The sequence below is a fragment of the Achromobacter sp. RT286_PF genome (assembly GCF_059760425.1).
Genome location: NZ_JCBAMR010000020.1, coordinates 39,532 through 60,485, shown reverse-complemented (window position 1 = coordinate 60,485; position 20,954 = coordinate 39,532). Strand labels below are relative to the sequence as shown.

Annotated in this window: 16 protein-coding genes; 4 read left to right on the top strand and 12 right to left on the bottom strand. The window is 63.9% G+C overall.

Features of this window, described 5'->3' with window-relative positions:
• Nucleotides 1-99: 99 nt before the first annotated feature.
• The 6 genes from AC6LJY_RS16785 to AC6LJY_RS16760 form a co-directional block, all read right to left on the bottom strand.
• Nucleotides 100-1,215 carry a hypothetical protein gene (locus AC6LJY_RS16785; protein ID WP_498136390.1) on the bottom strand — a complete coding sequence of 372 codons (1,116 nt, stop codon included), beginning with the start codon at nucleotides 1,213-1,215 and terminating at the stop codon, nucleotides 100-102.
• The gene (locus AC6LJY_RS16780; protein WP_498136389.1) at nucleotides 1,215-3,926 is read right to left on the bottom strand and encodes a T6SS effector BTH_I2691 family protein; all 2,712 of its coding nucleotides are present in this window, start codon (nucleotides 3,924-3,926) and stop codon (nucleotides 1,215-1,217) included. Before AC6LJY_RS16780 ends, AC6LJY_RS16785 begins: the two co-directional genes overlap by 1 nt.
• Nucleotides 3,923-4,819 (bottom strand): DUF4123 domain-containing protein, encoded by an 897-nt coding sequence (locus tag AC6LJY_RS16775; RefSeq protein WP_498136388.1) that lies wholly within the window; start codon nucleotides 4,817-4,819, stop codon nucleotides 3,923-3,925. Before AC6LJY_RS16775 ends, AC6LJY_RS16780 begins: the two co-directional genes overlap by 4 nt.
• Complete coding sequence (locus AC6LJY_RS16770) at nucleotides 4,816-6,969, bottom strand: type VI secretion system Vgr family protein (protein ID WP_498136387.1); 2,154 nt, start codon at nucleotides 6,967-6,969, stop codon at nucleotides 4,816-4,818. The genes AC6LJY_RS16775 and AC6LJY_RS16770 overlap by 4 nt, the downstream gene beginning before the upstream one ends.
• Nucleotides 6,970-7,213: 244 nt before the next feature.
• Entirely contained in the window at nucleotides 7,214-7,897 is a 684-nt protein-coding gene (locus AC6LJY_RS16765) for a GntR family transcriptional regulator (protein ID WP_498136386.1), read from the bottom strand.
• Nucleotides 7,898-7,976: 79 nt separating this feature from the next.
• A complete protein-coding gene (locus AC6LJY_RS16760) occupies nucleotides 7,977-9,752 on the bottom strand; it encodes an IlvD/Edd family dehydratase (protein ID WP_162941188.1) in 1,776 nt (591 codons plus the stop codon).
• Nucleotides 9,753-9,973: 221 nt separating this feature from the next.
• On the opposite strand from AC6LJY_RS16760, the gene AC6LJY_RS16755 reads away from it, so the two are divergent.
• Entirely contained in the window at nucleotides 9,974-10,969 is a 996-nt protein-coding gene (locus tag AC6LJY_RS16755) for a Bug family tripartite tricarboxylate transporter substrate binding protein (protein ID WP_498136385.1), read from the top strand.
• Between the two features lie 311 nt (nucleotides 10,970-11,280).
• On the top strand, nucleotides 11,281-13,278 hold the full coding sequence (gene pdeR, locus AC6LJY_RS16750; protein WP_498136384.1) for a cyclic di-GMP phosphodiesterase: 1,998 nt from the start codon (nucleotides 11,281-11,283) through the stop codon (nucleotides 13,276-13,278).
• A gap of 48 nt (nucleotides 13,279-13,326) precedes the next feature.
• On the opposite strand, the gene AC6LJY_RS16745 is transcribed toward pdeR, so the two are convergent.
• Complete coding sequence (locus AC6LJY_RS16745; protein WP_104144890.1) at nucleotides 13,327-14,211, bottom strand: crotonase/enoyl-CoA hydratase family protein; 885 nt, start codon at nucleotides 14,209-14,211, stop codon at nucleotides 13,327-13,329.
• A 486-nt stretch (nucleotides 14,212-14,697) separates the two neighbouring features.
• Here AC6LJY_RS16745 and AC6LJY_RS16740 point away from each other — a divergent pair, with 486 nt between their 5' ends.
• Nucleotides 14,698-14,829, top strand: coding sequence for an RNA-binding protein (locus AC6LJY_RS16740; protein ID WP_498136383.1), 132 nt, complete (start codon nucleotides 14,698-14,700; stop codon nucleotides 14,827-14,829).
• Between the two features lie 93 nt (nucleotides 14,830-14,922).
• On the opposite strand, the gene AC6LJY_RS16735 is transcribed toward AC6LJY_RS16740, so the two are convergent.
• Nucleotides 14,923-15,678 carry an SDR family oxidoreductase gene (locus AC6LJY_RS16735; protein WP_498136382.1) on the bottom strand — a complete coding sequence of 252 codons (756 nt, stop codon included), beginning with the start codon at nucleotides 15,676-15,678 and terminating at the stop codon, nucleotides 14,923-14,925.
• Between the two features lie 144 nt (nucleotides 15,679-15,822).
• On the opposite strand from AC6LJY_RS16735, the gene AC6LJY_RS16730 reads away from it, so the two are divergent.
• Nucleotides 15,823-16,734, top strand: a complete 912-nt coding sequence (locus AC6LJY_RS16730) for a LysR substrate-binding domain-containing protein (RefSeq protein ID WP_314357118.1) — start codon at nucleotides 15,823-15,825, stop codon at nucleotides 16,732-16,734.
• On the opposite strand, the gene AC6LJY_RS16725 is transcribed toward AC6LJY_RS16730, so the two are convergent.
• From AC6LJY_RS16725 to AC6LJY_RS16710, 4 genes are all read right to left on the bottom strand, one after another.
• Complete coding sequence (locus AC6LJY_RS16725; protein WP_314357120.1) at nucleotides 16,713-18,107, bottom strand: GntP family permease; 1,395 nt, start codon at nucleotides 18,105-18,107, stop codon at nucleotides 16,713-16,715. The genes AC6LJY_RS16730 and AC6LJY_RS16725 overlap by 22 nt on opposite strands.
• A gap of 85 nt (nucleotides 18,108-18,192) precedes the next feature.
• Nucleotides 18,193-19,002, bottom strand: a complete 810-nt coding sequence (locus tag AC6LJY_RS16720; RefSeq protein ID WP_046807870.1) for an aminoglycoside phosphotransferase family protein — start codon at nucleotides 19,000-19,002, stop codon at nucleotides 18,193-18,195.
• A 20-nt stretch (nucleotides 19,003-19,022) separates the two neighbouring features.
• A complete protein-coding gene (locus AC6LJY_RS16715) occupies nucleotides 19,023-19,436 on the bottom strand; it encodes an NUDIX hydrolase (RefSeq protein ID WP_046807877.1) in 414 nt (137 codons plus the stop codon).
• A gap of 242 nt (nucleotides 19,437-19,678) precedes the next feature.
• On the bottom strand, nucleotides 19,679-20,941 hold the full coding sequence (locus AC6LJY_RS16710) for an ABC transporter substrate-binding protein (protein WP_314357124.1): 1,263 nt from the start codon (nucleotides 20,939-20,941) through the stop codon (nucleotides 19,679-19,681).
• Nucleotides 20,942-20,954: the final 13 nt, after the last annotated feature.

The following is a 20,954-nucleotide window of genomic DNA, read 5'->3' as shown; positions in this document are numbered from 1 at the left end:
TTGATGGGGCGTTGACGGGGCGTTGATAGGGGCGTTTATGGGCACTCATGGGGCCGCGTCAACGTCGGCTGCTGGTCGTTAGCGGCAAGCGACTGGCAGTCAGCGCTTGCGGTTCTCCCAGCTTCCCTTGAAGGAAAATCGCTTGGGTCGTGGTGGCGGCGAACCCGGTCGCACGACCCATCGATGTGCGTTTTCCAGCAGCGCCGCACGAACCTTCGGCGGGTAGTCGTCGATGGTGGTCAACGGCGGGGTCGGCTTGCCGGGCAAGCCGGCTTCCCGAATGATCTTTGGCCAACGCGGACGCCAGCACAATATGAGCGACACCCAATGCCCGAGGCCGATAACCAGCAGGGCCGGAGATATCAATAGCATTCCAAGCCACGTCAGTGGGCCGCTGTGACGCAGGTACGGACCCAACGCCTCAAACTGCGCCGCGAAGGCGGGCCAAGGCAAAGGCAGGTGCGAACTCAGGCGCGGCGGGGATACCGCATCCAGACCGCCTTCATCCATGTAGCGGCGGATGTACTCCCATTCGGCTTTCATATCGAATTCGCTGACGCTTTTCTTGCCGACGAAAACCATGTTGGGAAAAGGCAGCGGGGAATAGGGCGGGTACCAGCCAACGACAAGGTTCACGCCGGGGACTGCATCGTGATGGATGTCGTCCCAAGGCAGTACGGCGATACCGCCGCAACTGGGTGGGCGGTGCAGGTAGACCTGGCGGGTGATGCGGTTGAATCGGATGAGCAGGTGGCGGGACGTAAGGGATTCCAGGCGGGTGAAGCGGAAGAGGTATTTGAAGTAGACGTAGGGTGCACCGAGGCTACCGATCAATAAAATGATCAGAAGAATCGTGTCGTCGAAATCCCAGGTTTCCCATGTCGATAGCGAAAATGACAAGCACATGAGGTCGATGCCCGCGATCGTCGGCAGCGAGAAGAATGCTGATATTAATGTGATGAATCCCCGCTTTTCTTCCATAGCGCCGCAACGCATCTCGAGGATGGTATTGTCGCAGGCATATACCGGGCTTCTGGATTCGGCGTGGTCAGATCGCGCGGCACGCAATCGTGCATATTCCGCGACGAGTAGATCCTCATAAACCGGTTCCAAAGGCCTGCTGGCAAGGTCGTTCGGATTCTCATCCGCCTGTTCCTGCAGCCAGGCATCGGATTTGATGACGGAAAGCCACAAAATCCATTCCATCAGGTACATCAGATTATCTCCAGCAAGGCGCTGTACAAATCGGCTAACTCATTCTCTAGTGCGTTGTGCGGGCTGTTGCCTTGGTACTCGACGCCGCGATAGGTAGAGCGCTTGCACCATTTTTCTAGCGCGTCGTCATCAAAAACGGCTATAGCCAAGGTGGCGGCAATCCCAATCAGCGTGCTGCGCAGAAGCAGACTACGCAATAGTGCGAGCATGGCGGGCCTTCCCAGGAATGAGGAAGCCCTTGCCGCCACGAGAAGGAGCGAGGTCAACGCGTATGATTTTCCTCCTCGCTCTGCCAGGGTCTTCAGCATCGGACCGGCGGCGGCGAAGGCAATGCTGGATTGGCTGCCCACCATCGCAAAGGCCGCGGCAAATCTGAGGTAGTACGCAGACGTCAACCTTTTTTTTGCTTCTTGCCGTGATTTGTCTGCGTCCTTCCAGTCATACCCCATCAACACCACCCCACCCACCGCCGCCAACGCGCCACCGACCAGCTTCAGCTGCCCCAAAAAGACCGTCGCTCCCGTTCCGGTGACGCTGGCGGCGCTGTAATGCTGCAATACCAACTCCGTTCCGGCCGCCAGTATTTCCGTACCCGCAGCACCCGCAAGCAGCCCATGGGCGATCAACTCCCCCGCGCCGCGTTCATCGTCCGGCATATCCCGCACCCGCATTGCAATCAACGCCGCTTCAAAGAACAGCAACCAACTGCTGGCGCGCAGCTTGTAAAAGTCGCTGCGATGGGCGTCCACAAGTTCGGTGGCAAATGCGAATCTGGTGTTCCGGCCAATCTGTGCGCGCAACTGCTTGGGATCCGCGCTACGCCCTAGTTTGGTCAGTTCGTCGATACGCAAGTTCGTGGCCCGCTTGCTGACGCTGGCCGCCAGCCAGCTTCGGGTGATGCCATGGAAGGCCCATTCCTTGCCGGTCGAGCCGTAGCGCAGGGATTGGCGGCCCAGGCTGGAGTACCAGGCCAGGGCGCCACCCGCCAGGTTTGTTTCGCCAGCCGCCGACAAGGCTTCGAACAATCCGTTCGCCTTGTCGAATAGATCAGCCAGATGTTGAACGGCGACGAACCCGGCCTGAACCTGCTGGATCATCCTGTCGTTAGACAGAATAGGATCACGCGCCTGGGTTTGCGCTTGAAGGCGTGCTGCGTCCAGCGTGCGTTGCAATTCCGCCTGAATCTCTGTTTGGTTCAGCGCAAAGCCGCGCATCGCCAGGTTGGCGCGGTCGGTCGGGTTTCCCGTCCACCATTGTTCGATCAGATCCGCCGTGCTCGCGCACCCGTCCGCGCCCAGCACGCACAAGCCCGTCTGGCCCGCGAAGCGCCAGCCGCTTGTCAGATCCCGGTCGTCGTAGACGTCCAGCGCGCTCAGCAGTTGTTCGCTGGTGAGCCAGCGTTCGTGATCCTTGGCGCGCTTGGCACCGACGTTTTCGGCGGCCGCCGACACGGCGTCGAACGTCGTTAACTCCACGTCCATGTCTGCCACGCGCACCGCCTGCCCCGGTTTTGCCGGAGACAGATATTTGCTGTCGAACCTGCGCCGGTACTCACCGCTGTCCAGCTTCGCCTGGACCTTGGCGCGCATCGTGTCTTCGAACTGGGTGATGTATTGGTCTGCCTCGCTGTCCCAGCGTTCACGCTCGTCGTCGTTCAAGACCCAGTTGCGGCCCACCGCCATGCCGGGGTCGTAAACCCTGGCTCGCTCAATGTCGATGAAATGTTGGGCTTCCAGCGCCGCCGAGCGGGTTTCGAACTGCTGCTTGACGTCGAGAAATGCCTGGGCCACCAAGACCTTGCGCTGGTTCTCGACGCCTTTGCCGTCCTTCTTGTCCAAGTGCCGCTGCACGGCTTCATAGGCGTCGTTGCGCCAGCTATTGAGCTGCTGCGTGATCCCGATGGCGTCGTGCAGCACGATGCCAAAGCCGCGAGCACGGCGTGCGCTTTCCTTCAGATCCATGGCGACGATTTGGCGCGCGTAGCGGTTCTCGGGATCGGAATAAAGCTGGCCTGCCAGGACGGACGCGGTGTCAGGCTGATCTTGCGCGATGGCGTCCGCCAGCGTGTCGTCGATGATGCTGGGGTCCAGCACGTCCGGCGTACGCGAGCACGACATCAGCAGCTTGCGGATATCGAAGTTCTGTAGTTGATTGCGTAGCGGGCTGCTGGATATCAAGTCCAGCATGCGCTTGGTCAAGGGATCGGGCGTGAACAGCGCGCGAAGTTCTTCGATGTCTTCGGGGGCTTTCAGGCACACGGTCCAGGCACCGGGGCCGCTTTCGGCCGGGCCGTGCAGATCGTGCACACGGGCTGTGGGTTCATGGATCGGCTCAAGAGCGTGATGCTGGGGCGCATAGGGAAAGACACGCTTGAACAGACCGGTGTCATAGGTGCGATAGGCACTTTCGCAGAACCAGTCCTTCGTGTAGCGCTTCGTGAACAGGTACAGATAGCCTCTGCGCATCGTGCGTACGGCATAGCGCGCGTGCTTGCCCTGTAGCGGCGGAAAATCGGCGACAAGGTGGGGCGGTAGCGCAGGCGCCAAGGTATCCAGGCCCGGGCCGGCGTCGGTCACAACGGCATAGCGCAGGGGCAAGATGGCGACTTCGCTCTTGCACGCGACCACGGCGCTGGGGCCCGCGTCGCAGCGCGTCTGATCAGCGATGCGGAGAATTTCCGGCACCAGGGATTCAAGGGTCGGCATCGTCATCGGGAAGTCCTGTTGCGCGGAGTAGGGATCGAGGTGGCGACGGCTAGGGGTGTTCCGCCAGCGACGGCATGCTGCAGCGCCTGCTGCCATGCGCGGTCGGCCTGAAGGCTGGCGGCCGGCCGCGACAAGGCCGTGAATACGAAGGCGATCAAATCGTCATGGCGGCGCAGCCCGATCTGATGGGCCGACGCAAGATGGGTCCGAATATGCGCCAAACGCACCCCGCGGCACGGGGAAGAGAACAGGTCGGCCGAGGCTCGTTCGAGCGCGTCAAGCAAGCGGTGCTCAAGCGGATTCGCCGCCAGGGCCGTCCACAGCGCCTCCGTCAACACCAGGGGCGTGGGCGGACGGCATTGGGCATTTGCACCGCCCGGAATGCGGTGCCATTGCGGATGCTTGAGATCGGCACCGGTAAACCACCATGAAATGATGGGTGCAAACACGCCGTCTACCCAGGCAGCGTCGGCTTGCCTGTGCAAAACGGGGGTGATCAACGGGTCGTAGAAGCGCAGCAGGTAACGTTCGCCGTTTTGATCCACCGCGAAACTGGCCTGGCTTAAATGGACGGCCAGGTCGGCCGGACTGAGGGTGCTGGTGATCCAGGCTTGGGCGATGTCGGTGTCGTAGGGGCTCGCTATTGATACCAAACCGTTCAGCGAAGAAAGACCGCCTTCGCCCGGGCCAGCCAGCATCGCGCCCAGCGGCCGTAAGATCGCGAACTCAGGGTCCAGCAACAGCGGATGGAGCTTGCCAGCCATGGCGCGCTGGACCTTGTCGCGTTGCGCGTCGGATAACGCGGCCATATCGATCAACACCATCGAATAACGCGCTTGCCCGGGCGGAGCGCCGTGTATGTCTTCCGCCAGAGCCCGTTGCAGTTGGGACGGAATCATGGGCTCACCTTCATCAGCGCGGTGCGCTCTTTCGCCGCCTTGAGCCAGCAGCTTAGGCAGATGGGTTCGTCGGCGTTTGGCGTGCCGTCAATGTTGAGCGCGACGCCCGCGCCCGAGCCTCGCTGATTAAGCGGGCCCTTGATATTGACGGCGACACCGTCCAGCGTGATGCCGCCTTCATCAAGCGTGATCGAGCCACCGGGGCTTTGCAATACGATCCGCTCGCGGGTTTGAAGGCGGTAGACGGTGGTGGCGCGTTCAATCGCCTGTCCGGCTTCGATGCGGTGATGCCCTTGAATCCGGTGTTCGACGTGACCGCCGGTTTCAATCCAGTGATGGGCGAACGTCTTGTCGCGACGATTGTTCCCCACTTCGTCTGTTCGGTCCTTGCCAGTGATGATGCTGTGGTCCCGTACGACTTCCAGCACCTCGTCCTGGCCGATCCGGTGCCGGCGATCCCGGCCAATGTCGGCGCGTTCATCGTTGCCCACCGTTTCCTCGCGGTCATGGCCGATCACGATGGTTTCGTCGTTTTCCACTTTTTCGCTGCGGTCATGGCCGACAAACGTGTTCTCGTCGTGGTTGACGTGAATGTTCTGGTCCTTCTGCGCGTGGACGTATATCTCTTCTTGGTCCCGCTCATCTTCAAATCGCAGTTCGTTGTAGCCCTGGCCCTTGTGGGTCTGGCTCTTGATCGTCATGCGTGTCTTGTGGCGGGGCAGCTCATACGGCGGCAGCTGCAGCGCCATGTGCGTTCTGCCGGTGATGACCGGCTGGTCCGCATCGCCGTCCAGATAGTTCACGATGACTTCCTGTCCGATCCTGGGTATTGCCATGTGACCCCACGTGGCGCCCGCCCAGTTTTGCGATACCCGGATCCAGCATGAGCTGTGCTCGTCATGTTTGCCCAGGCGGTCCCAGGGGAATTGCACCTTGACCCGTCCGTAGTTGTCGCAATAGATCTCCTCGCCCGCGGGGCCCGTCACCGTGGCGACCTGCGGCCCGTCGATCCGAGGCTTGGGCAACGGTTCGGCTCGCCATTCGGCGTGCTTTGACACGAGTTCCGCGGTGTAGCGGTATTGCGTGCCGCGTTGCGCATCGGCGCCGTCTTCTTGTTGGCTGGTGTGCTGGACGCCATGATGGCGCATGCGTATCGGACGCCAGCCTTGGTTCAAGTCGTTGCGCGGATGGCCGACCAGTTCGAACGAAAGTCCTGGCTCCAGGCGAGGGTCGTCGCCCTCGACAGTTGCGACGCGCGCGTCACGCCGCAGGCCGCGCAACCGGTTTTCTGTGTAGGGTTTGCCCGCTTCGTCGCGCTTGTAGCGACCGGGGTAGTCGTAGCGTTCGTAATGGGCGTGCTGATGTTGCAGGTCGCTGCCGTCGTGACTGTGTTCCTGGGCGTATCGCGGATGGGTGTAGGTGTAGTCGCGCTGGGTTTGCCGGGCGGTACGGACCTGTTCGGCATAAGAGAACCGGCGCAGCGCGGGTTCAGTTTGGTCACCCCCGGGTGCCGGTTGATAAAGCACGGGATCCCCGTCGATACGGCCGTGTATGTGCAGGCGGTCGCTGTGTATCAGCCGGTGACCCTTGGCGTGGTGGTGAAAGGTGTAGAAGAATCCTTCTTCTCGGGCCAGACGTTCAACAAAGTGCAGGTCCGTGTCGCCGGCCTGCACGCAGTATTCACGTGTCAGGTGCTCGTGCGTGATCGTCTGCTCGTAATCAAGGATGCCGTGCTCTTTCAGGACGCTTTGCAGAATCTCGGGCACGGACAGGTGCTGGAAGATGCGCCAATCGGAACACAGGCCCGCGCGGGCCAGCTGCGGTTCCACGGTGGCGCGGTAGCGCGTGCGGCGAAAGCCGGTCGTGCCTTGTTCGAAACGGGACACGACGCCGTGGATGTACCGCAACGGGGCATCGTCGCGCCAAATGGTCAGCAGCGCGGGTTGATCCAGGATTCGGGCAAAGTCGATCGACGCATCGGCGCTGGCCAGTTCCAGCTCCAGGCGAAACGGTTCGGAAAGCGCCTCGTCAAACGTGAACTCGACAAGCTCGAAATCCAAGCCGCCAACGACGCCAAAGGTAAAGCGCAGGTCGCACAGATGAGTCACGATAGCCCCCCCGGGACGCGAGATGCCGACATGGTCGGCCACATCGCCGGGGCAGGGCTATAGGAAGATTATGAAAAGCGCTTTGCCTTTCAGACAGTGGCTATAGGGCGAATAGGAAAGTCAGAGGACTGGCTTCTGAACCTTACCCTTGGGCATCATGGATAGGCTTCTTATCCGTATATTCAAGGAGGGCTTGCGATGCGAGTGCCAAATTGGGTAACAGTCAGGCCGTGCGTCTTGGCCGAACCCGGGGCTTTTGCCGCATCGGCCCTGCCTGCGGCGCGCATCACGCCCGCAGCCGCGTTTGTTCCGACGCCAGATACGCATCGCGCGAGGGCAGCAAATGGTCCCGGCAGACTGTCATCAAGGCCTCGCGGTCGCCGTCGCGCAGTGCGTGGATCATGGCCCAGTGTTCTTGTCTGGCGCGTTCGCGAGGGCCGGGGGCGACCAGGGTGCCGAAGCGGATCGGGTGGGTGCGGCGGGCGTATTCCTCGATGGCCTGGCCCAGCACCGCGTTGTCCAGCAGGCCGAAGAATTCGCGGTGAAAGCGTTGGTTGCTGCGGAACACGCGGCGTGCGTCGCCGTCGGCCACGGCGGCGTCGTGTTCGCGTTGGACCGTGATCAAAGCCGCCAGCCGCGCTTCGGGAACGGGTAGCGGCATCTGGCTGGCGGCGTGGACTTCCAGCACCTCGCGCAACGCGTACAGCTCCATGACTTCACGTGCGGAAAATGTCCGCACCACGGCGCCGACGTTGCGCTTTTTTTCGACCACGCCCAACAGTTCCAGCTCGGTGAGCACCTGGCGCACCGCATGGCGCTTCATGGAAAAGCGCGCCATCAGCTCGTCTTCGGTCAGGCGTTCGCGCGGGTGCAGCCGGCCGAAGACGATGTCTTCTTCCAGGGCTGCCACCGCGGATTGCGTGGCGTCGGGGGCCTCTGCTTGCAGGGCGTCGGGCGTGATGGCGTTCATGTCGGAAGGTTGCCGGGTCGGTTTGCTTTACGGCGATCTACGCCAGGGGTTTCAAGCCAGGTATTGACGCCGGGCCCACTTATTTCTTCGGCACGGTGTCATGCGTAACACCAGCGCGCAGGAAGTCGAAATCCACGCCCTGGTCGGCCTGCGTTACGGTTTGCAGGAACAGCTTGCGGTAGCCTCGGTCGGCGGTGGGCCGGGTGATGGGCTTTTCCGCCGCGCGGCGCGCCAGTTCGGCATCGTCCACCAGCAGCGCAATTTCGCGGTTGGCCACCGACAGGCGGATGCGGTCGCCATTTTGCACGTAAGCCAGCGGGCCGCCGATCGCGGATTCGGGCGTGACGTGCAACACGATGGTGCCGGCCGCCGTGCCGCTCATGCGGCCGTCCGAAATGCGCACCATGTCTTTGACGCCGGCGCGCGCCAGCTTCTTGGGGATCGGCATGTAGCCGGCTTCCGGCATGCCCGGCGCGCCGGTGGGCCCAATGCGCTTGAGCACCAGGATGTCGTCGGCGGTCACGTCCAGCGCGTCGTCGTCGATGCGGCGCGCCATGTCCTCGGCGTCTTCGAACACCACGGCGCGGCCTTCGTGTTCCATCAGCTTGGGGTTGGCGGCCGACTGCTTGATGATGGCGCCGCCCGGGGCCAGGTTGCCGCGCAGCACGGCCAGGCCGCCCACCGGGTAGATGGGGGCGGCGGCCGTGCGGATCACGTCCTGCTTGAAGGGCGCCGGCGCGTCATCCAGTTCCTGGCCCAGCGTGCGGCCGGATACCGTCATCACGTCCAGGTGCAGGAATGGACGCAGCTCGCGCAGCAGCGCCAGCATGCCGCCGGCGTCGTGGAAGTCTTCCATATAGTGCTGGCCCGACGGCTTCAGGTCGACCAGCACGGGGGTTTCGCGGCTGATGCGGTCCAGCCCGGCCAGGTCGATGTCGATACCCAGGCGGCCGGCGATGGCGGTCAGGTGCACGATGCCGTTGGTGGACCCGCCGATCGACAGCAGCACGCGCAACGCGTTTTCGATGGACTTGCCGTTGATGATCTGGTCGGGCGTCAGGCGCGACGCAGCCATGGCCACGGCGGTGGCGCCGGTGCGTTCCGCCACGCGTACGCGGTCGGCGGTCACGGCGGGGGCCGACGCGCCGCCCGCCACCATCATGCCCAGCGCTTCGGTGATGCAGGCCATGGTGCTGGCCGTGCCCATTACGGAACAGGTGCCCACACTGGCCACCAGCTGATTGTTGACGTCGGCGATTTCCGGCGCGTCGATCTCGTCGGCGCGGTAGCGGCCCCAGTAGCGGCGGCAGTCGGTGCAGGCGCCGACCCGTTCGCCACGGTGCGAGCCGGTCAGCATCGACCCCGTGACCAATTGAATGGCGGGCACGCCGGCCGAGGCCGCGCCCATCAGCTGCGCGGGCACGGTCTTGTCGCAGCCGCCGATCAGCACCACGGCGTCCATGGGCTGCGCGCGGATCATTTCCTCGGTGTCCATCGACATCAGGTTGCGCAGGTACATGCTGGTGGGCTGCGAGAAGCTCTCGTGGACCGAGATGGTCGGGAAGTCCATCGGCAGGCCGCCCGCCAGCATGACGCCGCGCTTGACGGCTTCGATCAGTTGCGGGGCGTTGCCGTGGCACGGGTTGTAGCTGCTGCCCGTGTTGACGATGCCGATGATGGGACGAGCCAGCGCGTCATCCGACAGGCCGGCGCCCTTGATGAAGGCCTTGCGCAAGAACAGCGAGAAACCCTTGTCGCCGTAGTTGGTGAGCCCGCGCGCCACGCCCTGCGCGGTGGCGCTGTCGCTGTCAAAAGGGCCCATCACGGGCTTGGCGCCCTTGGTCTCGTCCGTCATTTTCAGTCCCGATAATATTATTGATAATCCAGGTCCAAGATCATAGCCAGCCTTTGAAAGGGGCTGCAAGCGGTTTTCGCGCTGACGAATATTGATCGTTATTACCGATCAGTCGATAGAAAAATTCTGATTCTTCAATCAAGTTTCGGCTCCTACACTGGCGCGGTTGACGAGCCGGGCGTCCGTCCATTCCTATACTCATCCCGGCTGGAGAGACCTATATGTCAGACCTGCGTCTGCGGCCGCGCCGTGCCGTCCTGTTTTCCCTGCTGGCTCTGTGCGCCGGCGTGTCCGCCCCGGCTCTGTCCGCCGATGCCTATCCCGACAAGCCCATCCGCCTGATCGTGCCGTACCCGCCCGGAGGCGCCACCGACGTGATCGGCCGCGTGCTGGCGCAGGAACTGACGGGCGCGCTGGGCCAATCGGTCATCGTGGAAAACCGCGCGGGCGCGGCGGGCAACATCGGCGCGGACCAGGTTGCCAAGGCGCAACCCGACGGCTACACGCTGCTGATGGGCGCGCTGACCAGCCACTCCATCAATGCCGCGCTGTATCGCGGCCGCGTCACGTATGACGTGGAAAAGAGCTTTGCGCCGGTGTCCATCGTGGGCACCGTGCCGCTGGTGTTCGTGGTGAACCCGTCGGTGCAGGCCAAGACGCTGCCCGAATTCATCGCGCTGGCCAAGTCCAAGTCCGGCTACATCACCATGGCCTCGGCGGGTAACGGATCGCCGCAGCATCTGGCCGGCGAAATGTTCAAGCGCACAGCGGGCGTCGACATTCTGCACGTGCCGTACAAGGGCAGCGGCCCCGCCATGACCGACCTGATGGGCGGGCAGGTGCTGAGCATGATCGAAACCGTGCCCGCCGCGCAGGCCAACATCAAGGCGGGCAAGCTGCGCGCGTTGGCGGTGACCTCGCCCAAGCGCGTGGACGCGCTGCCCGACGTGCCGACCGCCGCTGAAGCCGGCTTGAAGGACTTCGAAGTCAGTTCCATGTTCGGCATTGTCGCGCCCGCCAATACGCCGGCGCCGGTCATCGACCGCCTGAATGGCGAACTGAAGAAGATCCTGGCCAAGCCGCAGGTGCAGGCCTCGTTGCTGAACCAGGGCGCCATCGCCACCTGGACCACGCCGGCCGATGCCGGGGCCCGGATCTCGGCCGAACTGGCCCGCTGGACCAAGGTCATCGACGAGGCAGGTGTGAAGGGGGACTGATCCCGCTTCATAGACCGGGACATTGACCTGGTGTCGCCTTATTGTTTTTGATCGCACGCCGAAGATTCTCGCGAATCTTCGGCGAAATTTTTTGTGCAACGCCACGGGGCCTCGCGCAACAACACGTTCGTGGAAGGGCGAAACCACGCATTAATTCCGGGCGGGAAGTCCTTCGTGCGTCGGGCCGCCGGAAAAGCCGATGCAATAATTCGCAATACAGGATTTGTGCGCTGCACCCGGGTATTGACCCTGTTCGGACTAGGCCGTAATGTTCTTTGCGGTCCAGCCTAGGACAGTGGGGGGATACCACGATGACAGAGAATCAAGACGAAAAGTCGATCCTGTACACGCACTTCGGTACGCACAGCCCTTATTGGCGCTTGTCGGCCGATAGCGACGCCATGGAATTGGCCGCCATCAAGGGGGCGACGAATGTCGCGATGGCGCTCAGGCCGGATCAGGCTGACATTATTCGAACGATGACGGGCATTACCTCCAGCGTGCGCATCGACATCGCCCTGTATGGCGACGTGCTGCGCCTGCACCTGGTGGGCCGCAAGATCAATCCGAATGAATGGGCCGGTACCGCGTCCGCCCATTCCGATACTGAATCGGTGGCCAAGGACCTGGTCGAAGGCTTGTCGTTTGCCGAAACCGTGGTGTCCGAGGCCAATTCGGTGATCGTCATCGTGGACCAGAACGGCCGCGTGCAGCGCTTTAACAAGCTTAGCGAGGAATACACGGGCAAGCGCGAACAGGACATCGTCGGACGCAGCGTGTTCGAAATGTTCATGACGCGCGAAGAGGCCATTGCCTCGCGTCGCAATATCGCCGAGTTCTACAAGCGCGGCCAGTCCTACGAAGTGGAACGCCTGATCAACACGGTCAAGGGTCCGCGCCTGTTCCTGTTCCGCAATAAATTCGTCACCAGCGGCAGCGGTGAAAAACGCGTCTACCTGATCTGCTCGGGCACCGACATCACCGAAGAACGCGCGGCGCAGGAACGCCTGCGCGTGCTGGCCAACACCGACATGCTGACCAACCTGCCCAACCGCCACGCGATCACCGCGCGCCTGAAGGCGGCGTTGGCGGCGGGGCAGGAGGGGCGTGGCGGCGTGCTGTTCCTGGACCTGGATAACTTCAAGCGTATCAACGACCACTACGGCCATGGCTTTGGCGACCGCCTGCTCAAGGCCGTATCGGTGGCGATTTCCACCTGCCTGTCACCCGGCCAGACGCTGGCCCGGCTGGGGGGCGACGAGTTCATCGTGTTGCAGGAACAGGCGCAGGCCTGGGAACTGGAATCCACCGCCGAGCGCATCATCGAACGCTTGCGCGAGCCCTTCCGGCAAGGCCTGATCGAGGTCTACACCAGCTGCTCGATCGGTATCGCGATGTACCCGGACCACGGCGCTGACCTGGACAGCGTGGTGCGCAGCGCCGACATCGCCATGTACGTGGCCAAGGAAGCGGGGCGCCACACCTACCGTGTGTTCCAACCCGACATGGACCGGCGCAACGCCGACTACGTGTGGCTGGACACCAACCTGCGCAAGGCCTTGGCCGAAAATCATCTGATGCTGTACTACCAGCCCAAGCTGGTCGGCCGCACCGGCGAAGTGCACAGCGTTGAAGCCTTGCTGCGCTGGCGCTCGCCCGAGCGCGGCATGGTCTGCCCGGGCACCTTCATCCCTTACGCCGAGGAATCCGGCTTGATCTCGCCGTTGGGCGTGTGGGTGATGCGCGAAGCGGCGCGTCAGGCCGCGGCGTGGAAACGCGACGGCTTGAACATCCGCATCGCCATCAACATGTCGGCCCGCCAGCTGGATGACAAGGGCGTGGTCAGCGACTTCATGCGCGCGATCGGCGACGCGGGGCTGGACCCGTGCATGCTGGATATCGAGCTTACCGAAAGCTGCCTGATCGAAGACGAGGGCGCCGCCATCGACCTGATCAAGCAGTTCCGGCAACTGGGCGCGCGCGTGCACCTGGACGACTTCGGCACGGGCTATTCGTCGCTGTCGCAGCTGGCGCGCATACCGCTTGATGCCATCAAGCTGGACGCCAGCTTTGTGCGCGGCGTGAACGAAAACCCGGTGTCGCAGGCGTTGGCGCGCGCCATCGTGGCGGTGGCGCGCACGCTGGAACTGAAGGTGATCGCCGAAGGCGTGGAAACCGCCGAAGAGGCCGGTTTCCTGGACACGCTGGGCGTGGACGCCAAGCAGGGCTATCTGTACGCCAAGCCCATGCCCGCGACCGAATTCGTCACCTGGCTGGCCCAACGGCGCCGGCTGCATCTGATCGCCTGATGCTGCCCGCGCCGGGAGCAGGCTTGCCGGATCCGTGGGCAGCCGCGCTTAGTGCATGGTGGCTTCCTGCGCGGCGTCGCTGCTGACGGCGCTGCGACGGTTCTGCGCCAGCACCAGGCGTTCCATGTAGGCACGGTCCTTCGGGTCGATCGAGAATGCGGCTTCGACCCAGTCTTCGGTAATGTCCATCAATTCGGAACGCGACAGGTTCAGCACGCGCTGGCGGGCGCGCAACATGGCGCGCATGCCGTTCAGCTTGGGTCGCATCACATCGATGAACGTGCGGGTGGCGCGATACGCCTCGCCCGGCTCGAACAGCGTGTCCACCAGCCCCTTGCCGTGGAACCATTCCGCCGTGTGCGATTCGCCCGAACTGATCAGCTCTTCGGCCAGCTTCATGCCGGACCGGCGCGCCACCAGCGAATAGCCACCCATGCCCGGGAACAGGTTGAACGCCATTTCTGGAAAGCCCATGCGCGCATTGTTCTGCGCCAGCACAAAGTGGTGCGCCAGCGCGGCTTCAAAGCCACCGCCAAGCGCCGTGCCTTCGATCATGGCCAGCGAGATCGCGCCGGTGTCGAAACCGCGCGAGGCGGCGTGTACGCAGTCCACGCAGGCTCGGGCGTAGGCACGCAGCGCTTCGCGCTTGCCGGTGCGGATGGCCTCGGCAAAGAAGTTCAGGTCGCCGCCCACGTTGTAGATCTGCGGCACCAGCGAGCCCGTGACCCAGAAGTCGATCGGCAGCCCGGAATCCTTGGCGGCGCGCGCCAGGGTCATGATTTCGTCGATAAGTTCGTGGTTGAAGCACGGCCGCGGTTGCGCACGCAGCATCATCCACATGACTCGGCGTCCCTCCTCATAAAAGGCGGATATCTGCTTCATGTTTCCCGCGGCGGTGAAGGGATGGCAGTCTGTATGAATGAGTTGATTCATTTGCTTTCGTCCAATCGATCAAGGTGAGTCGGAGTACTGCCGGGTCAGCCTAAACCAGACCTTCCGGGTGCCGTCTCATGCAAATCTCGTCCGGCTGGCCAGACTTGGCCGTAGGTCGAAATCCCGAGTGAAGAAAGAAAAATCCACAACAACGCATGGCTGGTCTCGCCCTCACGGGCGAGGCCCCGCATCGCCGCAACGGATGAGCAAGCTCGCAAATTCGCGACGTTCCGGGCGGTGCGGGGCGGGGGCGTGTCGGCGTCGTGCGTCATGCAGACGGATGAGCTGGTTGCCCTTGGGCAACGGAAAATAATTCTTATTGGTAAATGAAATCGATGCTCGACAGTATCGGCTTTCGTCAACCTGAATCGATCAAGGGCTTTGCGATGTATCCGCCGTTTATCCCCGCCGCCTATCCTGGGCACTTGCCTTAGCCCTGTCATCCGCCTTGCCGCAGGCCCTAGCCCAGACGGCGCAAGGTCGAAAATGTGCAGAAACCGCGTCAGCAACGTGGCGCGGCGCAACGGCAGCGCGTTCCTGACCTACAAGCCGGCCGACGGTCGCGACCGCGCAGTGTCGGTTCTGAAAGGCACGGTTCTGAAAAAGGCACGGTTCTGAAAAGGCACGGTTGGCGCGGGGCAGGGCGGCCATGTCGCGGCGCGCGCATCATGACGATGCACGCGCCTGACCACCGCCCGCGCCGGTGCATCGCTATGCCAGCCCGCCGTTGGCGCGCAGCACCTGCCCGTTGATCCAGCCGCTATCCGGGCTGGCCAGGAACGACACGATGCCTGAAATGTCGTCCGGCTGGCCCAGCCGTTCCAGCGGCGGCATCTTGGCAAAGTGCTCGATCAATTCGGGGCTTTTGCCTTTCAGGAACAGCTCGGTGGCAACGGGGCCGGGGGCCACGGCGTTGACCGTGATGCGGCGGCCGCGCAGTTCCTTGGAGAACACGCGCGTCAGGCTTTCGACTGCCGCCTTGCTGGCGATGTAGATGGCGTAACCCGGCAGGTTGGTTGCCACGGTGGTGCTGGACACGTTGATGACGCTGCCGCCGTCCGCCAACCGCGTGGCGGCTTCGCGCAGCGTGTTGAAGGTGCCGCGCGTGTTGATGTCGAACGTCTGGTCGTAGGCCTCGTCGGTGGTTTCCGCCAGCGGCTGCACCATCAACACCCCGGCGCAATTGACCAGCGCGTGTACTGTGCCCAGCTCGGCTTCCACTTTGTCGTACATCGCGCGCACCTGGTCGGCGCGCGCCACGTCCGCCTGCACCGCCAACGCGCGTCCGCCGGCCTGGCGAATCTCGCTGACCAGGGTGTCGGCGTGCGCCGCGCTGGAGGCATAGTTGACGGCCACGGCGTACCCGTCGGCGGCCAGGCGGCGCACGATGGCGGCGCCAATGCCGCGCGACCCGCCAGTAACCAGGGCGACGCGTTGCGATGCTTGTTCGGGGGCTTGCTTGTTCATTGGGAATCTCCGGTTCAAAAAGGGCGTAGGGCGCAGGCCGCAGGGCGTACGGCTTGAGACGAATCATGAACTATTCCAAACCGAAAATAATTACCCGATAATCGCTAACATCATTTCATTTGCATTAATAATCCCCGCCAAGACATGGACCGATTCCAGGAAATGCAGGTGTTCGTGCGCATCGCCGAGCGGCGCAGCTTTTCACAGGCGGCCGAAGACCTGCGCATCCCGCGTGCCACCGTCACCAACCTGATCAAGCGCATGGAACAGCGGCTGGGCGCGCGGCTGCTGGAACGCACCACGCGGCAGGTCCGGCTGACGCACGACGGCGAGGCCTACTACCAGCGTTGCGTGCGCCTGTTGGCCGACCTGGAAGAGGCCGACGGCGCGTTCCTGAACACCGCGCCCAAGGGCTTGCTGCGGGTCAATGCACAGGGCACGCTGGCCAAGTATTTCGTGATGCCGGGGCTACCCGGCTTTCTGGAACGCTATCCCGATATCGTCCTGCACCTGGGCGAAGACGACCGGCTGGTGGACTTGGTGCGCGAAGGCGTGGACTGCGTACTGCGCGCGGGCGCCTTGCAGGATTCTTCGCTGGCGGGGCGCCAGATTGCGCTGATGCCGCAGGTAACCGTGGCCAGCCCGGCCTACCTGGCGCGCTTTGGCACACCCGCCCGCCTGGACGATCTGGCGCACCACCGCGCGGTGGATTACGTGTCCAGCGCCAGCGGGCGGGCCATTGCGCTGGATTTCATGGTGGACGGGCGCCGCGTCACGGCGCGCCCGGCGTCGGTGGTCAGTGTGACGGGTGCCGAGCTCTACACCAGCGCGGCGCTGGCCGGGCTGGGCCTGGTGCAGGTGCCGCGCTATCGCGTCGAGCGCGAACTGGCGGCCGGCCATCTGCGCATCGTGCTGCCGCATCTGCCGCCCGCGCCCATGCCGGTGTCGGTGCTGTATCCGCAGAACCGGCAGGTTTCCGCGCGGGTGCGCGTCTTCACGCAGTGGCTGGTCCAGGTGTTCGCCACCGCGTTCGATCAGACGATGCCGGTCAGGTAGTACACCGCAATCACCACGAACACCGACATCGTAGATATCAGCGTGATGGCGAAGATGTCGCCGTACGACTGGCGGTGCGTCAGGCCGGTAACCGCCAGCAACGTGATCACGGCGCCGTTGTGCGGCAAGGTGTCCATGCCGCCGCTGGCCATTGCGGCAACGCGATGCAGCACGTCCATGGGGATGCCGGCGGCCACCGCGCCGTCGATAAACGTCTGCGCCATGGCGGCCAGCGCGATGCTCATGCCCCCCGAGGCGGACCCGGTGATGCCCGCCAGCGACGTCACCGCCACGGCTTCGCCCACCAGCGGATCGGGGATGGCCTTGAGCGCATCGGCCACCAGCAAGAAACCCGGCAGCGCCGCGATGACGCCACCAAAGCCGTATTCGGCGGCCGTGTTCATGGACGCCAGCAGCGCGCCGGACACGGCGCTTTTGCTGCCTTCGGCAAAATGCGCCTTGATGGTCGAAAACGAGAACAGCAGGATGGTGGCAATGCCGGCTATCAGCGCACCCATGACGGCCCACAGCGCCACCTGGTCGTCGGCGTTGACGGGCATGGGCTTGGCCAGGCCGGGCAGGTCCACTTCGGAACCGGCGGGATACCAGCCCGGAATCCAGCGCGTCAGCAGGAAGTTCATCACCCCCACGACCACCAGCGGCAGCAACGCGATCAGCGGGTGGTGGTTGCGTTCCGTGGCCGGGGTGGCGGGTTCGTTGCGCAGGTCGGTGCCATAGGTTTCCCCGGCCGCCGCCGCGCGCTTGCGGCGCCATTCCAGATACGTCACGCCCACCGTCAGCGTGAAGGCAGCGCCGATCAGCCCCAGCCATGGCGCGGCCCACGTCGTGGTTTCAAAGAAGGTGGTGGGAATGATGTTCTGGATCTGCGGCGTGCCCGGCAGCGCGGTCATCGTAAAGGTGAACGCGCCCAGCGCGATGGCGCCCGGCATCAGGCGCTTGGGGATGCCGCCCTGGCGGAACATCTCGGCCGCGAACGGGTAAACGGCAAACACCACCACAAACAGCGAGACGCCGCCGTAGGTCAGCACCGCGCAGACCAGCACGATGGCAATGATGGCGCGTTCGGCCCCGATCATGCGCAGCACGGCCTGCACGATGGCGCGCGAAAAGCCAGAGAGTTCGATCAGCTTGCCGAACACCGCGCCCAGCAGGAACACGGGGAAATACAGCTTGGCAAACCCCGCCATGCGCTCCATGAAGATGCCCGAAAACACCGGGGCCAGCGCGGAAGGGTCGGTCAACAGCACCGCGCCCATGGCCGCGATGGGCGCGCACAAAATGACGCTATAGCCTCGATACGCCGCCAGCATCAGAAACGCCAGCGCCGCCACCACGATAAACAATCCGGTCATTCAGGACTCCAGGAATGAAGAGATAAGGGGTGAAGGGCATACACCTTACCCGATCATCCCGGCCGGCATGTGACGCGGGCGCGGTTCAGGCGCGCAGCAGCGCGTGGGCCTGGTGGGCGATGTTCAGGTCGACCGCCGCGTCGTCACCGTCGGCCAGATACCACGCGGCAGACAAGCCGCACCACGCCACCACCCATTGCAGCAAGCGGCGCCGGTCCAGCCCGGACTCTTCAACGATGATCTGCAACCGGCGTTCGAAGCGGCCCGGAACCGTAGCCACGGGCGGCACCGGGTCGGACAGGTCGGGGTTGCAGAAAATATTGGCGTAGTCGAAGGCGCGCTCGCCGGTCAGGCGCTTGGGGTCGATGACGAGCCACCCGCGTTCGCCAAAATCCAGCACGTTGTCGTGATGCATGTCGCCGTGCAGCACGGTGACCTCACGCGGGTCATCCAGCAAGGCGCGCGCATGGAGGGCGCTTTGGGCCAGGATGCCGCCATGCGCGCGCGCCATCGGCCACAGGTCCACAAACCACTCTTCAAGCCCGCGCAGGGGGGGTAGCGGCTGTGCTCTCGGCGCGTGCAGCGCCTTCAAGACATTGCACAAGATGCGCGTGGCCTCGTCGTCGCGGCCCGTGCGGGCATAGGCGGACAGCGATTGCGATCCCATCGCGCGCTCAAGCAGGATGGCGTCTTCGTCGTGCGCCAGCACGCGGGCCGCGCCTTGCCCGTTCCACCATCGCATCAACACGCCACCTTGCCGCTCGTCTTCCTGTTCGGCAATTTTCAGCATGGCGGGCGCGCCCTGATGGGTGACGGGCAGCAAGCGCGCCGCATGGGTCTGGATGGGGGCACCGTCAGGCACCAGATTCCAGCGAGACAGATAAGATTCAAACATCGGCATGGATTCCCTGGGGGTCACAACATAGACATCAATGCCGCCGCGTTGCGCGCCAGCCGCGCCACGCCGAAGCTGGTGGCCAGGCGGTGGCCTTCCAGGTCCGACAGCGGGACCCAGCGCGCGTCGCGTGCGTCGTCGCCGGCGACAGGTTCGCCGGACTGCCAGCGGCACAGCATGGCGATCAAAATGAAATGGCGGCGCAGCACGCCGGCATCGTCGCGATCGAAGACGTCGACGGCGTCGAACACGTGCAGCGGCTCGGCCACCACGCCGGTTTCTTCCAGCAGTTCGCGGGCGGTGGCGATTTCCAATGGCTCGCCGGCGTGGATCTTGCCGCCGGGGAAAGCCCAGCAATTTTCGTCGGGCGGGTTGGCGCGGCGCACCAGCAGCACGTGGCCATCTCGGATGACGGCGGCGATGGTGGCGGCGATCGGGCCGCGCGCCGGCTCGGGCGCAGCCGCGGCGGGATCGGATGGCGTGGTCGCCGTGGATGACTCCGAGGCCGCGCTTGCACGCTTGGCAGCGGATGAAGGCGGGGCGGCGTTGGAAGGGAAGTCGGGGGGCGGCGCGGCGGTGGGCATGCGGAAATCTCCAAGCGGTGGCGCTCATCCTAGCGTATTCGGACGCGGCACCGCCTGGAGCGGGTGTGCTACTTCGTTTGCTACTTCGTTTGCTACTTTTTCACCAGCGGGCAGGTCGACTTCGACAAGGGCATGAACGCCTGGTCGCCCGGCAGCGTTGCGACCAGCTTGTAGTAGTCCCACGGCCGCTTGGATTCCGACGGCTGCTTGACCTCGAACAAGTACATGTCGTGCACCATTCGCCCGTCCTCGCGGATGCGGCCATTGGTGGCGAAGAAGTCGTTGATGGGCATGGACTTCATCTGCTTCATCACGGCTTGCGGCGCGTCGGTGCCGGCCGCCTGCACTGCCTTCAGGTAGTGCATCACCGACGAATACGTGCCCGCCTGGCTCATGTTGGGCATCTTCTTGAGCTTGTCGTAATAGCGCTGCGACCAGGCGCGTGTCTGGTCGTTCATGTCCCAGTAGAACGCCTCGGTCAGGGTCAGGCCGGCGGCGGCGTCCAGGCCGATGGCGTGGATGTCGTTGATGTACAGCAGCAGGCCGGCCATTTTCTGGCCGCCCTTGGTCAGGCCGAATTCGCTGGCCGCCTTGATGGCGTTGACCGTGTCGCCGCCCGCGTTCGCCAGCCCGATCACCTGTGCCTTGCTGGCCTGCGCTTGCAGCAGATACGACGCAAAATCGCTGGAGCCCAAGGGGTGGCGTGACGCGCCCAGGACCGTGCCGCCGTTGGCCTTGACCACCTCGGTGGCGGACGCTTGCAGCGTGTGGCCGAAGGCGTAGTCGGCCGTCAGAAAGTACCAGCTCTTGCCGCCTTTCTCGACAGTGGCGCGCGCCGTGGTGTTGGCCAGCGACCAGGTGTCGTAGGTGTAGTGCACCGAATAGGGCGAGCACAAATCGTTGGTGATGCGTTCGGTGCCCGGGCCGCTGAACACCACGATCTTCTTCTTTTCCCGGGCCACTTCCAGCACCGCCAACGCGGGCGCGGACCCCGCCACGTCCATGATGGCGTCCATTTTCTGCGTGTCGTACCACTCGCGCGCCTTGGCGGCGGCGATGTCGGCCTTGTTCTGGTGGTCTACCACCATCAGGTCGATCTTTTTGCCCAGCACCGTGCCACCGAAGTCGTCGATGGCCATCTGGGCGGCGGTGGCGCTGCCCTTGCCGGTCACGTCGGCGTAGACGCCGCTCATGTCCAGGATCAGGCCCAGCCTGACGATATCGTCAGAGATGGCGGCCGGCTGCTGCGCCCAGGCCGGGGTGGCGGCGGCCGCCGCCAGGGCGGAAGCGGCAAATAAACGGGTAATCGTGCTGCGGCATTGCATGGAAATCCGGGGCATCTTGGCGTAAGCCATGGTTTGTCTCCTC